Origin of the sequence: Microbacterium lemovicicum (assembly GCF_003991875.1) — a bacterium.
Classification (GTDB): domain Bacteria; phylum Actinomycetota; class Actinomycetes; order Actinomycetales; family Microbacteriaceae; genus Microbacterium; species Microbacterium lemovicicum.
On the sequence record NZ_CP031423.1, the window covers coordinates 2147659 to 2161973 of the forward strand.

The window sequence follows — 14315 nt, forward strand, 5'->3', positions numbered from 1 at the left end:
CGTTCCGTCTCATCGAGTCAGCCGCCGGGGCAGAAGAGGCGCGGCCACAGCTCGCGCCCGTGCAGGCGTCGTCTCGTCTCGTCGCGGCGCCCCTGCCGGCGACGCGAAACGCCCGCACCCTCCGACGTCCGTACGACGCGAACCTGCGGCAGACTCGAAGCCATGACCACGCGCGGCTTCCTCTCCCTCGGCATCGCCGGATCCCTCGGACCGGCCGCGGGCGCCCGCGTGGCCGTCGCGGCCGAGCAGGCCGGATTCCACACGCTGTGGGTCAACGACACCGCCGACGGAGACTCCCTCGCCGTCCTCGCTGCGGCCGCGGCCGTCACCGAGCGCATCGGCCTGGCCACCGGCGTCATCGCCGTCGACCGCCGATCGGCCGGCGACATCGCGGCGGCCGTGGCATCCCATGATCTTCCGCGCGCGCGACTGACGCTGGGCGTCGGGTCGGGGCAGCTCCGCCACGGCGCCCTGAAGGCTGTCCGCGAGACCGTCGACACCCTGCGTGCGGAGGCGGCACTGCGGGTCGTCGTCGGCGCGCTCGGCCCGAAGATGCGCGCCCTCGCGGTCGAGCACGGCGACGGGGTGCTTCTGAACTGGCTGACCCCGGAGACGGCCGCGGGCCAGGCGCGCGAGGCGCATGCGCTCGCACCGGACACCTCGGTCATCCTCTATGCCCGGACGTCGGTGGATGCCGCGGCCCGCGGCCGACGCGACGCCGAGGCGGCGCGCTATGCCGGCTTCCCGAACTACGCGGCGAACTTCGAGCGGCTCGGCATCGACGTACTCGACACGGTCCTTCCCCGACGGGACGAGGACGTCGCGGCCGGCGCGGAGACGTTCGCCGCCGCCGTGGACGAGCTCGTGCTGCGCGCGATCACCCCGACCGACGACGTCGACGCCTACCTGAGGTTCGTCGACACCGCGGCAGAGGCCCTCGACCTGCGCGGCTGACAGCATTTCGCCGCCCTTCGCTCAATGAGCGAGCGAAGGGCGGCGGGGTCGCTGCGGCTCGCTGCGCCCGCCTGACGGCCGGGGCGAGCCGGTCGTCAGGCGGAAGCGCGGTGACGGGGCGAAACGCCCCGCGCGGGTCATGCGGCCTGGGCGAGCTCCGCCCCGGCGGTCACGACGAGGGCGCCGTCCGCAGCATCCACCGTGACCGATCCCCCGTCCACGAGCACGCCGTCGACGAACAGCTCGGCGATCCGGTCATCGACCTCGCGCTGGATGAGCCGGCGCAGGGGCCGTGCGCCGTACTCCGGCTCGTAGCCGTGCTCGGCGATCCAGGCCGCCGCGGCGTCCGTGACCTCCAGCGCCACCTCGCGGCGGGCCAGCCGCGCGCTCGTCGCCTGCAGCAGCAGGTGCACGATGCGCTCGAGCTGCACGCGGTCGAGCTTGCGGAACGTGACGATCTCGTCGATGCGGTTGAGGAACTCCGGCCGCATCGCCTCACGCAGGCGACCCATGACGCGGTCGCGCAGGTCCTTCTCGCTGCCGAAGCCGGTGGGACCGCCGCCGTCGGCGAGGAAGCCGATGGCGCCGGAGCGCGACGCGAGGAACTCGCTGCCGATGTTCGAGGTCATCACGATGACGGTGTTGCGGAAGTCCACCGTGCGCCCCTGTCCATCGGTCAGGCGTCCGTCGTCGAGCACCTGCAGCAGCAGGTTGAACACGTCGGGGTGCGCCTTCTCGATCTCGTCGAACAGCACGATCGAATACGGGTTGCGCCGTACGCGCTCGGTGAGCTGGCCGGCCTCGTCGTATCCGACGTATCCCGGAGGGGCACCGACGAGCCGCGACACGGTGTGCCGCTCGCCGAACTCGCTCATGTCGAAGCGGATGACGGCGGTGTCGTCGTCGAACAGGGATCCGGCCAGGGCCTTCGCCAGCTCGGTCTTGCCGACACCGGTCGGGCCGAGGAAGAGGAACGAGCCGACCGGACGGTGCGCGTCGCCCATGCCGGTGCGGTTGCGACGCACCGCCTTGGCCACAGCCGCGACCGCCTCGTCCTGACCGATGACGCGCTCGTGCAGTTCGCCCTCCAGCGACGCCAGACGTCCGCGCTCCGTCTCGGTGAGACGGTTGACGGGGATGCCGGTGGCCCGGCTGATCACGGCGGCGATCTGCGTGTCGTCGACCACGGCCTCACGATCGGTCGAGATGGCCGAACGCGCGGAGACCTCATCCAGGCGCGACTGCACCTCGGCGATGGCGTCGCGCAGGCGCGAGGCATCCTCGTAGTGCTCCGCCGAGACGGCCGCGTTCTTGTCGGCCTCGAGTTCGGCCAGGCGCGCGATCAGCGCCGACACGTCGACCGCCACGCCGAGCTTCAGCCGCAGCCGGGCGCCGGCCTGGTCGATGAGGTCGATCGCCTTATCGGGCAGCACGCGGTCGGGCAGGTAGCGGTCACCGAGCTCGACGGCGGCGCGCAGCGCCTCGTCGGTGTAGGTCACGGCGTGGTGCTGCTCGTAGGCGATGCGGAGACCGCGCATAATGAGCACGGCGTCCTCGATCGAGGGCTCTCCGACGCGCACGGGCTGGAAACGGCGCTCCAGCGCCGGGTCCTTCTCGATCGTGCGGTACTCCTTGAGCGTCGTCGCACCCACGAGGTGCAGCTCACCGCGCGCGAGGCGCGGCTTGAGGATGTTGCCCGCGTCCATCGCTCCCTCGCCGCCGCCACCGGCGCCGACCACGGTGTGCACCTCGTCGATGAAGACGATGTAGGCGCCCTCGGCGGCGGCCACCTCGTCCATCGTCTGGGTGAGGCGCTCCTCGAAGTCGCCGCGGTAGCGGGTGCCGGCGAGCATCGCGGGCAGATCGAGCGAGATGACGCGCTTGTCGCGCAGCTGCTCCGGCACGGCGCCGTCGACGATCGCCTGGGCGAGGCCCTCCACGATCGCGGTCTTGCCGACGCCGGCCTCGCCGACGAGCACGGGGTTGTTCTTCGTGCGGCGACTGAGGATCTCGATCGTCTGCTCGATCTCGTCCGACCGGCCGATCACCGGATCGAGGGCGCCGGAGCGCGCGCGCTCGGTGAGGTCTGTGCCGAAACGGTCGAGCATCGGAGTGACGGATGCCGCGGCATCCGCGTCGTCGGACACCGGAGTGCCCGCGGTCGTGACCTCCTCGCGCATGCCCTGCGTCAGCGCCTCGGCTGTGACGCCGGCGCGCGCGAGCACCTGGCCCGCGGGAGCGTCCTGGCCGATGACGAGGGCGAAGAAGAGGTGCTCGGGGTCGACGTAGGTCGAGCCGGACGCGCGGGCGACCTGGTAGGCGTGGAAGAGCGCGCGCTGCACCGACGGCGCGATCACCGCGGCGTCGACCGAGGTCGAGGTCGACGGCGCCGGCAGGCGGTCCGCGGCGGCGCGGGCGATCTGCGCGGGGTCCGCGCCGACGCGCCGCACCGCGTCTTCGGCCGGCTCGTGCTGGACGATGACGTGCAGCACGTGCAGGGCGTCGAGCTCGCCCTGGCCGCGCTCGAGGGCGAAGCGCCCGGCGTCCTGCAGGATCGACTGGGTGCGCGCGCTGAGAAAGCGGCTCAGGTCGATCGAGCGCGACGAGCGGGCGCGCTCGCCCTCGATGTAGCGGGCGAGGAAGTCGTCGAAAGCGCTCGAGCCGTTGTCGGCGCCGTCGGGGGTGAAGTCTTCAGGCATTCCTGGTGTCTCCCGGAGAAGGTGAGTCTGGTGCACTCAAGATACGTACTTGAGTGCGTTCGTATCAACTTCAACGCGGGATGCTCCCGGCTATTCCCGAGGCGGGATGCCGGAGGGTTCCTCACTTCACATGGCGCTCCGACAGCGGCGTCTCGACGATGCGGATCAGCGACGCGGAGTCGTACGGACCGACGTGGCGCTTGCCGTTGACGAAGAACGTCGGCGTCGTGTTGAGGTCCATCACCTCGGCGTCGAGCCGATCGTCCTGCACGCGACGCAGCACTTTCGGCGAGCGGAAGTCCGCCGCGAAGCGCTCCTCGTCGAGGCCGAGTTCGAGGGCGTAGGCGAACAGGTCGTCGGTGTCCAGGCTGCCCTGTCGCGAGAACAGGAGGCGGGCCATGTCGTAGAACCGGCCCTGGAGCCCCGCCGCCTCCGCGGCCTGCGCCGCCTGCTGCGCGTGCGGGTGCGGACCGTCGAGGGGCAGATGCCGCCACACCCAGAGGATGTCGTCGCCGAAATGCGCGCGCACCGCGTCGACCGATCCGGTGGCGCGGCTGCAGAACGGGCATTCGAAGTCGCCGTACTCGACGATCGTGTAGCGCGCGCTCAGGGGTCCCGCGAGGTGATCGCGATCGGGGTCGACCGGGCGCACGAGCTTGGCCCCGACAGGCTGCGGCGGCCAGATGCGGTCGCCGGCCACCAGCGTCGCCCAGCCCAGCAGGAAGGCGATGACGGATGCCGCGAGCACCGCCACCCGCGCGAGATCGGCTGTGTGCGGGTCGTCGATGGCGATCGGCACGATGAACAGGGCGATCGTGAACCCGATACCCGACAGGGCCGCTCCCCCGGCGACGCGATTCAGCCCCAGCCCCGGCGCGAGCTGCCCCTTGCCGAGCACGCGCATCAGCAGCGTCGCACCGGTGATGCCGACGAACTTGCCCACCACGAGACCGACGACGATGCCCCACGCGACCGGAGAGGCCGCGGCATCCATCAGCGTCTGTCCGTCGATGTGGACCCCGGCGTTCGCGAGCGCGAACAGCGGCAGCACGCCGTAGGCGATGTACGGCCGCCAGGCGTTGTCGATGCGCTCGTTGATGGACAGCGACTCACGCAGACTCCGGGTCACCGCCGCGGCGTAGGCCGGGTTCGGCGACTCGCGGAAGGCGAGGGTGAGCTCCGCCGTGCGCTCGACGTCCGAGCGCCGCGGCGCGAACACGGGGATGAGCAGGGCCACGGCGACGCCGGCGAGGGTGGGATGGATGCCGCCCAGCGCGACGGCGATCCACAGCCCGATGGCGAGGACCGAGTAGGCGAAGCCGCGGCCGACGGGCAGGTAGCGAACGAGGGCCAGCAGCGCCATGAGCACGACCGCTGCGGCGAGGGGCCAGAGGCTGAGACCGCCGCTGTAGAACAGGCCGATCACGATGAGCGCGCCGATGTCGTCGACGACGGCGAGGGTGAGGAGGAACATCCGCAGCCGCGACGGGAACTTCGGGCCGACGATCGCCAGAGCACCGAGCAGGAAGGCCGTGTCCGTGGAGATCACGACGCCCCACGCGTCCGCGGCGTCCGTGGAGCCCGCGAACGCGAAGAACACGAGCGCGGGGATGACGAGTCCCGCCAGCGCGGCGACGATCGGCACGGCGGCGCGGGAGCGGTCGGTGAGCTCGCCGATCGTCAGCTCGCGCTTGACCTCCAGTCCGACGAGGAAGAAGAAGAGGGTCATCAGCGCGTCGTTGACGAACTGATGCAGCGTGAAAGTGACCTGCACGCCGCCGATCGAGAACGCGGCGGGCATCGACCAGACCGTCTCGTAGGTGTCGCCCGGCAGGTTCGCCCACAGCATGGCCAGACCGACGCCGATGAGCATGAGCGCCGCGGAGAGGCGGTCGCCCGAGACGTGCTTCTTCTTGGCGCGGGCCGGCGCGGACGGACGGGACGGCAGCAACGAGACGGCGGTCACGCACTCATCTTCGCGCCATTCGCGCGATGGCGTGCACCCGCCGGGTCACTCCGAGGCTGCGGACCCCTCGAACGGGCGCTCGTGGAGGCCCTCCAGCGCCGACGTCAGCGTCGGCGCACCGCCGCCGAAGGTCGCGTCGAGCGCGGCGAGGCGGGCGTCGGCCGCGCGCAGCAGGCGGATGCCCTCCGGCGTGACCCGCAGGTCGGAGGCTGCGCCGGCGTGCGCGTTCGCGTCGACGACGAAGCCGGCCTCCGCGAGCGAGCGCGCCGCGGTGTGGACGCTCTGCACCGTGATCTGGGAACGGCGCGCGAGCTCGCTGAAGGAGATGCCCGGCGTCGCCTCGACATGCGCGAGAAGGGCGTACTTGCGCGTGGAGAGTCCGAGGTCGCGCAGCTCATGCTCGAGCCGGGCGTCCCAGATCGCGGCGACGGTCAACAGGGCGATGACCGGGCTGAAGGGGGGCGTCTCGGCGGCCACGTCGTCGCCTCCTCTGGCTGGCACCTGCCCATGGTAGTCGCGGCCGGGCACGTCTGTCGGAGGCCTGCCCTACCGTGGGGCTGCCGGAGCGATCGGCGCTCCGCAAGGAGGGAGAGACGACGTGGACTGGAAGATCGAGCTCGTCTTCGTGCCGGTGACCGACGTGGACCGTGCCAGGGACTTCTACACGTCCATCGGCTTCCACCTCGACCACGACCAGTCGCCCTCCGACGGGCTGCGCTTCGTGCAGCTGACCCCGCCCGGATCGGCCTGCTCCATCGCCTTCGGCACCGGTCTCGAGATCGACCTCGAACCCGGTCGTCAGAACACCATCCAGGTGGTCGTGCCCGACGCCGACCGCGCGCTCGCCGATCTGCGGGCGGTCGGCGTCGCCGCGCGAGGCGTGGACGACCTCGGCTGGGGACGCTTCGTCTCCTTCGACGACCCCGACGGCAACACCTGGACGCTGCAGCAGCTCCCGTCGCGGGACTGAGACCTCGGCCTGGGCCTCCGGCCGCGAGCGTGGTTTGCTGTCTCCGTGACCACTGACGTCGAAGGCCGGGAGTACGCCTACACCGTCGCCGACTACCTGCTCGATCGAATGGCCGAGTGCGGCATCCGTCATCTCTTCGGCGTGCCCGGCGATTTCACGCTGGGCTTCCTCGACCACGTCGAGCGCCACCCGCTCATCGCGTGGGTCGGGACCGCGAACGAGCTCGGCGCCGCTTACGCCGCCGACGGCTACGCCCGCCTCGCAGGGCTCGGAGCGCTGAGCACCACCTTCGGCGTCGGCGAGCTGTCGGCCCTCGCCGGCGTGGCCGGCAGCAGCGCCGAGCACGTGCCGGTGCTGCACCTCGTGGGTGCGCCGACCATCGCGACGCAGTCCGCCCGTCGTGCGACCCACCACACGCTCGGCGACGGCGACTTCGACCACTTCTCGCGCATGACCGCCGAGGTCACCGTGGCCCAGGGACGCCCGACGGCCGACGGCTATGCGGCGGAGATCGACCGCGTCATCGTCGCCGCCCGCGATAGACGCCTCCCGGGCTACCTGCTCCTCGCCGCCGACGTCGCCGAGGCGCCCGCGTCGCCGCCGTCCGCTCCCCTGCCCTCCCACCCGGGGGTGACGACCGCCGAGGCCGCGTCGGCGTTCCGCTCCGCGCTGACGTCCCGTCTGGCATCCGCCCGGTCGCTCGCCGTGCTGGCCGACATCCTGGTGTCCCGCGTCGGCGCCGAGGAGCACCTGCATCGGCTGCTCGGCCTGGGCGTCCCGCACGCGACGCTGCTGTGGGGTCGACGCGTCGTCGACGAGTCCGCCGACGCCTACCTCGGCTCGTACCTGGGCGCCGCCAGCGAGACCGCCGTCCGCACGGTCATCGAGGACTCCGACCTGCTTGTTCTGGCGGGCGTGCAGTTCACCGACCTGACGAGCGGCTTCTTCTCGCAGCGGATCGAGCCCGCGCGCACGATCGAGCTGCGCGGCGAGTACGCCGCCATCGCGGGGCAGCGCTTCGAGCCGCTCGCCATGGCCGACGCGCTCGACATCCTGACGGACGCCGTTCGAACGGCCGACGAGAAGCTTTTCCTCGTGCGGCCCGGCGGCGGTGCGGATCAGCCCGCACCGCTCGCGCTGTCGCCCGACGCGCCGCTCGGGCAGGCCGCCCTCTGGAGCGAGGTGACCGCCTTCCTGCGCGCCGGCGACATCGTGCTCGCCGACCAGGGCACGTCTTTCTACGGCATGGCCGGGCACCGCCTCCCCTCGGGCGTTACCCTCATCGGCCAGCCGCTCTGGGCGGCGATCGGATTCACTCTTCCCGCCCTGCTGGGCGCCGCTCTCGCCCGTCCCGACCGGCGCCCGGTGCTGCTCATCGGCGACGGAGCCGCGCAGCTCACCAGCGCCGAGCTCGGCACGATCCTGCGCCACGACATCCCTGCCGTCATCGTGGTCGTCGACAACGGCGGCTACACCGTCGAGCGCGCCATCCACGGCCTGCAGGAGCAGTACAACGACATCGCCCGGTGGGACTGGACGGCACTGACGAGGGCGATGGATGCTGCGGGCACCGCCACGGCGGTCCGCGTGACCACGAACGGCCACCTGCACCGGGCTCTCGCGGACGCCCGCGACGCGGACACCCTGACCCTCATCCAGGCCGTCGTGCCGCCCCTCGACGTACCGCCGGTGCTGCGCGCTGTCGCCGCCGCCGCGTCGTCCGCCAACCGGCCCGGCTGAGACCGCTTTACGCTGGGGCCATGCGGGAGTTCGGACGCGGGATCAGAATGCTGTTCGCGGGATTCGGCTGGTGGGGCCGACGCCCGGGGGTGATGGCACTGGGGCTCGTCCCGGCGGCGCTCGTGGGCATCGTCCTGGTCGGGCTGCTGATCACGCTGGCCGCCTTCCTGCCCGGCCTGGCGGACGCGACGACACCCTTCGCCGACTCGTGGCCGCCGGCGCTGTCGAGCGCGTTCCGGATCGCCGTCGGCACGGCGTTCTTCGCGGGCGCCCTCTTCCTCTGCGCGATCACGTTCACGGCGCTCACGCTCATGGTGGGCGAGCCGTTCTACGACCGCGTGTGGCGCTCGGTCGAGAACGGGCTCGGCGGATCCGTGCCCGACCAGCCCTACGGCTTCTGGCGTGCGGCAGGCGACGGAGCGCGTCTGATCGCGCGCGGCATCCTGGTCGCCCTCCTGGCGGGTCTCCTCGGCCTCATTCCGGTCGTGGGGGCGGTGGCCGGCACCGTCGTCGGCACACTGCTCACCGGCTGGCTCCTCGCAGACGAGCTGTGCTCACGCGCGCTCACTGCGCGCGGTCTGGACAGGGCGGCCCGCCGCACGCTTCTGCGCGCCCACCGAGGGCGTGCCCTCGGCTTCGGCGTCGCGACGCAGCTCTGCTTCCTCGTCCCGCTGGGAGCCGTCGCGGTCATGCCCGCAGCCGTCGCCGGATCGACCATGCTCGCCCGCGCCCTGGTCGGCGAGTCAGACGGGCTCGCACGCCCGGTCGATCCGTCGGTCACGAGCGTCGAGCTCAGCCGCGACCGCCCGGCGGACCCACGATCAGCAGCACGGTGAACACGACCACCACGGCGACGACGACGCCGACGACCAGCAGGAGAGGCCGACGCAGGAGCGACCGCATGAACCGGTCGTGCCACGCCGCATCCCTCGGGTCCGCCGTCGCCTCCAGCCGCCACGAGCCGTCCAGCCGTCCGGTGCGCGTCAGCCAGATCTCGGTCGGCACGGTCGCGTAGGGGATGACAGCGCTGACGACCGCGATGACCGCGGGCGCGGCCGTCCACCGCTGGTTCTTCGCCACGAGTACGGCCGTCGCCGCGTAGGCGAGGAAGACGAACCCGTGGATGCCGCCGCCGATCGTCACGGCGACGTCCGCTCCCGCTGCCGCGCGCAGGATGAGCCCGGCGATGAGGAGCGTCCATGAGACGGCTTCGGCGATCGCCAGGGTGCGGAACAGGGTGAGCGGTGTGCGGAACACGGATCTCCTCAAGAATCTGCGGTCGGATCGACCGTAGCTTCAGTCTACCTGAAAGCCAGTTCGAACCTATTCTGGCGCATAGAGATCAGCCGTTGGCGCGTGCTGACGCAGACCCTCAAGGGCGGCGCAAGTTTTCCTCCACAAATGCAGATGTCCCCCAAATGGGGGACATGGACTGTGGTACGTTTCTCATGGCCCGAACGAGACGCTGGGAATCGTCCGCCGGGCTACTGGGGAAACTGGGGAAACACAAGGTCTGAGCGTCTGGGGCGCCCACCTGTGATTGAGACGGCCCCCTCGCGCCGCTATGCCATAGGAAGCCGAGGCGCGAGGGGAACCGGGCGGTTCCGTGACACCTTGACCCGCTGGGGACGGGGCTTCGGCACTCGCATCGCTGGGGACGAGCGAGCCGACAAGTCGGGACGCGGAACTCCATGCAAACCCTATGGATCGCCGCACGCGACTGTCCAGCGGGATGGCTCCCACCGCGCCGACTTGGCGCTCAACGGCGCATCCGCGTCACAATGCGCGCCAGAACGGAGCCGTGGGTCGGGCCCGCCGCGTCGCCTCCGTCGCCGTGCCCATCGGTACCATCCACCGACGGCCCGCCCACGTCAGCGGCTTGTGCCTCGGAGAACCGATGGCTACCGTCGAAGGAAGTTGTCCCTGGTCCCTGGTCGACGTTCACGCTCTCACCGCGATAGAACCCCAGGAGATCGCAATGGGATATTTCCAGTACGACGGCTCGACCAAGACCGACATCGAGGACCGGGTCCTCGCCCACCTCCAGATCGTCATCGGGGCAAAGCTCCGACGCTCGGAGAGCTTCTACTTCACGTGGAAGGAAGACGTCAGCCTCGGCTCAGGACGGACCACGGTGTGGATACATGCCGGCGCCGGCCTCAAGTTCAAGTTCCACGGCAGCCGCCAGCCGGCCATCAACCCGGCGTGGCTCACCGCGCTCACGATGACCGCCAACTCCGCGACCGGGCTGTACGTCGTGCCCGAGCCGGCGGATGATCACGTCGTGCGCGAACGCGAATCGATGCTCGTCGGCTGACCCAGACGAACGAGACGGGGCCGCGACTCTCGTCGCGGCCCCGTCTCGTTCGTCCGGTTGCCGGTGTCAGAAGTCCCAGTCCTCGTCTTCCGTCGCCTCGGCCTTGCCGATGACGTACGACGAGCCCGACCCCGAGAAGAAGTCGTGGTTCTCGTCGGCGTTCGGCGAGAGCGCCGAGAGGATCGCCGGGTTCACGTTCGTGACCGTCGAGGGGAACATCGCCTCGTAGCCGAGGTTCATGAGCGCCTTGTTGGCGTTGTAGTGCAGGAACTTCTTGACGTCCTCGGTCAGGCCGACGGAGTCGTAGAGGTCCTGCGTGTACTGCACCTCGTTGTCGTAGAGCTCGTAGAGCAGCGAGAACGCGTAGTCCTTGAGGTCGTCGCGCTTGGCCTGGTCGACGAGCTCCAGCCCGCGCTGGAACTTGTAGCCGATGTAGTAGCCGTGCACGGCCTCGTCGCGGATGATGAGGCGGATGAGGTCGGCCGTGTTGGTGAGCTTGGCGCGACTCGACCAGTGCATGGGCAGGTAGAACCCGGAGTAGAACAGGAACGACTCGAGCAGCGTCGACGCGATCTTCCGCTTCAGCGGCTCGTCACCCCGGTAGTACTCCATGACGATCGCGGCCTTCTTCTGGAGGTTCGGGTTCTCCACCGACCACCGGAACGCCTCGTCGATCTCCTTCGTCGAGCACAGCGTCGAGAAGATCGACGAGTAGCTCTTGGCGTGCACCGACTCCATGAAGGCGATGTTGGTGTACACCGCCTCCTCGTGCGGGGTGATCGCGTCGGGGATCAGCGAGACCGCGCCGACCGTGGCCTGCACCGTGTCGAGCAGCGTCAGACCGGTGAACACCCGCATGGTGAGCGTCTGCTCCTCGGGGGTGAGCGTGTTCCACGACTGGATGTCGTTGGACAGCGGCACCTTCTCGGGCAGCCAGAAGTTGTTCACCAGGCGGTTCCAGACCTCGAGGTCCTTGTCGTCCTGGATGCGGTTCCAGTTGATCGCCTGAACCTGGTTCAGGAGCTGCAGCTTCTCAGCCATTTCCGTCTCTTCTCTCTGCGCGGCTGCACGTCACAGCGTGCAGCTGACGCACTCCTGCATGTCGGTGCCCTCGAGCGCCATCTGACGCAGGCGGATGTAGTAGATCGTCTTGATGCCCTTGCGCCAGGCGTAGATCTGCGCCCGGTTGATGTCGCGCGTGGTGGCGGTGTCCTTGAAGAACAGCGTCAGCGACAGGCCCTGGTCGACGTGCTGCGTGGCCGCGGCGTACGTGTCGATGACCTTCTCGTAGCCGATCTCGTACGCGTCCTGGTAGTACTCCAGGTTGTCGTTGGTCATGAAGGCGGCCGGGTAGTAGACGCGACCCAGCTTGCCCTCCTTGCGGATCTCGACCTTCGCGGCGATCGGGTGGATCGACGACGTCGAGTTGTTGATGTACGAGATCGAGCCGGTCGGCGGGACGGCCTGCAGGTTCTGGTTGTAGATGCCGTGCGCCTGGATGGACGCCTTCAGCTGACGCCAGTCGTCCTGCGTCGGGATGTGGTGTCCGGCGAACATCGCCTCGACCTTGGAGGTGGCGGGCACCCACGGCTGGTCGATGTACTTGTCGAAGAACGTGCCCGACGCGTAGGTGGAGTCCGCGAAGCCGTCGAAGGCCTCCCCGCGCTCGATCGCGATCCTGTTCGACGCGGTCAGCGCGTGGAACAGCACGGAGTAGAAGTAGATGTTCGTGAAGTCGACACCCTCCTCCGAGCCGTAGTAGACGTGCTCGCGGGCGAGGTAGCCGTGCAGGTTCATCTGGCCGAGGCCGATGGCGTGCGAGCGGTCGTTGCCGCTCTCGATCGAGCGCACGGAGGCGATGTGGCTCTGGTCGCTGACGGCGGAGAGAGCCCGGATGCTCGTGTCCACCGTCTTCGCGAGGTCTCCCCCGTCCATCGCCAGCGCGATGTTGAGCGAGCCGAGGTTGCAGGAGATGTCCTTGCCGATCTCGGCGTAGGAGAGGTCCTCGTTGTACGTGGTGGGGGTGTTCACCTGCAGGATCTCGGAGCACAGGTTGGACATGTTGATCCGGCCCTTGATCGGGTTGGCCGCGTTGACCGTGTCCTCGAACATGATGTACGGGTAGCCCGACTCGAACTGGATCTCGGCCAGCGTCTGGAAGAACTCGCGCGCGTTGATCTTCGTCTTCTTGATGCGGGGGTCATCGACCATCTCGCGGTACTTCTCGGTGACGGAGATGTCGCCGAACGGCACGCCGTAGACCTTCTCGACGTCATACGGGGAGAACAGGTACATGTCCTCGCCGTTCTTGGCGAGCTCGAACGTGATGTCGGGCACGACGACGCCGAGCGACAGCGTCTTGATGCGGATCTTCTCGTCGGCGTTCTCGCGCTTGGTGTCGAGGAACCGCAGGATGTCGGGGTGGTGGGCGTTGAGGTACACCGCACCGGCGCCCTGACGCGCTCCCAGCTGGTTGGCGTAGCTGAAGCTGTCTTCGAGGAGCTTCATCACGGGGATGATGCCCGAGGACTGGTTCTCGATCTGCTTGATCGGCGCACCCGCCTCGCGGATGTTCGACAGCAGCAGGGCGACGCCGCCGCCGCGCTTGGAGAGCTGGAGCGAGGAGTTGATGCCCCGCGAGATCGACTCCATGTTGTCTTCGATGCGGAGGAGGAAGCACGACACGAGCTCGCCGCGCTGCGCCTTGCCGGCGTTGAGGAACGTCGGGGTGGCCGGCTGGAACCGGCCGGCGAGGATCTCGTCGACCAGGTTCGTGGCGAGCGTCTCGTCGCCGTCCGCGAGCGCGAGGGCGGTCATGACGACGCGGTCCTCGAAGCGCTCGAGGTAGCGCTTTCCGTCGAAGGTCTTCAGCGTGTAGCTCGTGTAGTACTTGAACGCGCCGAGGAAGGTCTCGAAGCGGAACTTCTTGCCGTAGGCGAAGTCGTTCAGCTGCTGGATGAACTCGTGCGAGTACTTCGCGAGCACGGTGGGCTCGTAGTACTCCTTCTCCACGAGGTAGTCCAGACGCTCCTGGAGCGAGTGGAAGAACACCGTGTTCTGGTTCACGTGCTGCAGGAAGTACTCCCGCGCCGCGCGCTTGTCGGCGTCGAACTGGATCCGGCCGTTCGCGTCGTACAGGTTGAGCATCGCGTTCAGGGCGTGGTAATCCATGCCCTCGAACCGCGCCTCGGTCTTGAATTCGGCGTCCTTCACAGCAGTGTCTGCCATCGTTCCCATCCCTCGCTGACGCGTCGTACGTCATCCGGTGTGCCGAATACCTCGAGCCGGTACAAGTGCGGCACGGAGCACTTGCGGCTGATGATGTCTCCGGCGAGACCGAAGCTCTCGCCGAAATTGGTGTTGCCCGCGGAGATGACTCCACGGATATTGCTGCGGTTGCGCTCGTCGTTGAGGAACCGGATGACCTGCCGGGGCACGGCCCCCTTCTCCTCACCTCTCCCCTGTCCCCCGCCGTAGGTGGGGGTCACGAGGATGTACGGCTCGTCGACGTGCAGCGGCGGTTCGCCGGGCTGCAGCGGGATCCGCACCGAGCGGATGCCCAGCTTGTCGACGAAGCGCGCGGTGTTCCCGGAGACGCTGGAGAAGTACACCAGCAGAAGCGGGGCCGCTCCGACGGCGACCGCGCGCTCAGCGCCGGCGGTCGCCATC

Annotated in this window: 12 protein-coding genes; 5 read left to right on the plus strand and 7 right to left on the minus strand. The window is 69.4% G+C overall.

Annotation, left to right across the window (positions count from 1 at the left end):
- Positions 1–162 precede the first annotated feature (162 nt).
- Positions 163–954: an LLM class flavin-dependent oxidoreductase gene (locus tag CVS47_RS10085; protein ID WP_127095957.1), complete on the plus strand. Its 792-nt coding sequence runs from the start codon at positions 163–165 to the stop codon at positions 952–954.
- A gap of 137 nt (positions 955–1091) precedes the next feature.
- Here the strand turns inward: CVS47_RS10085 and CVS47_RS10090 are convergent, their stop codons facing one another.
- The 3 genes from CVS47_RS10090 to CVS47_RS10100 form a co-directional block, all read right to left on the minus strand.
- On the minus strand, positions 1092–3653 hold the full coding sequence (locus CVS47_RS10090; RefSeq protein ID WP_127095958.1) for an ATP-dependent Clp protease ATP-binding subunit: 2562 nt from the start codon (positions 3651–3653) through the stop codon (positions 1092–1094).
- A 121-nt stretch (positions 3654–3774) separates the two neighbouring features.
- Entirely contained in the window at positions 3775–5619 is a 1845-nt protein-coding gene (nhaA, locus tag CVS47_RS10095) for a Na+/H+ antiporter NhaA (RefSeq protein ID WP_241240108.1), read from the minus strand.
- A 45-nt stretch (positions 5620–5664) separates the two neighbouring features.
- Complete coding sequence (locus CVS47_RS10100; RefSeq protein ID WP_241240109.1) at positions 5665–6120, minus strand: MarR family winged helix-turn-helix transcriptional regulator; 456 nt, start codon at positions 6118–6120, stop codon at positions 5665–5667.
- Between the two features lie 97 nt (positions 6121–6217).
- Here CVS47_RS10100 and CVS47_RS10105 point away from each other — a divergent pair, with 97 nt between their 5' ends.
- Genes CVS47_RS10105 through CVS47_RS10115 form a run of 3 tightly spaced genes read left to right on the plus strand, consistent with a single transcriptional unit; the run spans position 6218 to position 9165 of the window.
- Positions 6218–6589: a VOC family protein gene (locus CVS47_RS10105; RefSeq protein WP_127095959.1), complete on the plus strand. Its 372-nt coding sequence runs from the start codon at positions 6218–6220 to the stop codon at positions 6587–6589.
- Between the two features lie 45 nt (positions 6590–6634).
- Positions 6635–8329, plus strand: a complete 1695-nt coding sequence (locus CVS47_RS10110) for an alpha-keto acid decarboxylase family protein (RefSeq protein WP_241240110.1) — start codon at positions 6635–6637, stop codon at positions 8327–8329.
- A gap of 20 nt (positions 8330–8349) precedes the next feature.
- The gene (locus tag CVS47_RS10115; RefSeq protein WP_127095960.1) at positions 8350–9165 is read left to right on the plus strand and encodes an EI24 domain-containing protein; all 816 of its coding nucleotides are present in this window, start codon (positions 8350–8352) and stop codon (positions 9163–9165) included.
- Here the strand turns inward: CVS47_RS10115 and CVS47_RS10120 are convergent.
- Entirely contained in the window at positions 9122–9586 is a 465-nt protein-coding gene (locus tag CVS47_RS10120; protein WP_127095961.1) for a DUF3817 domain-containing protein, read from the minus strand. The two genes, CVS47_RS10115 and CVS47_RS10120, sit on opposite strands and share 44 nt — an antisense overlap.
- 721 nt (positions 9587–10307) lie before the next feature.
- Between CVS47_RS10120 and CVS47_RS10125 the strand changes: the two genes are divergently transcribed.
- Positions 10308–10646: a DUF7882 family protein gene (locus CVS47_RS10125; protein ID WP_127095962.1), complete on the plus strand. Its 339-nt coding sequence runs from the start codon at positions 10308–10310 to the stop codon at positions 10644–10646.
- A gap of 66 nt (positions 10647–10712) precedes the next feature.
- Here the strand turns inward: CVS47_RS10125 and nrdF are convergent, their stop codons facing one another.
- From nrdF to nrdI, 3 genes are read right to left on the minus strand one after another with little or no spacing between them, the layout of a single operon-like run.
- Complete coding sequence (nrdF, locus tag CVS47_RS10130; RefSeq protein ID WP_127095963.1) at positions 10713–11687, minus strand: class 1b ribonucleoside-diphosphate reductase subunit beta; 975 nt, start codon at positions 11685–11687, stop codon at positions 10713–10715.
- A gap of 30 nt (positions 11688–11717) precedes the next feature.
- Entirely contained in the window at positions 11718–13874 is a 2157-nt protein-coding gene (gene nrdE / locus CVS47_RS10135) for a class 1b ribonucleoside-diphosphate reductase subunit alpha (RefSeq protein ID WP_127095964.1), read from the minus strand.
- Positions 13856–14314 carry a class Ib ribonucleoside-diphosphate reductase assembly flavoprotein NrdI gene (gene nrdI, locus CVS47_RS10140; RefSeq protein ID WP_127097311.1) on the minus strand — a complete coding sequence of 153 codons (459 nt, stop codon included), beginning with the start codon at positions 14312–14314 and terminating at the stop codon, positions 13856–13858. The genes nrdE and nrdI overlap by 19 nt, the downstream gene beginning before the upstream one ends.
- Position 14315: the final 1 nt, after the last annotated feature.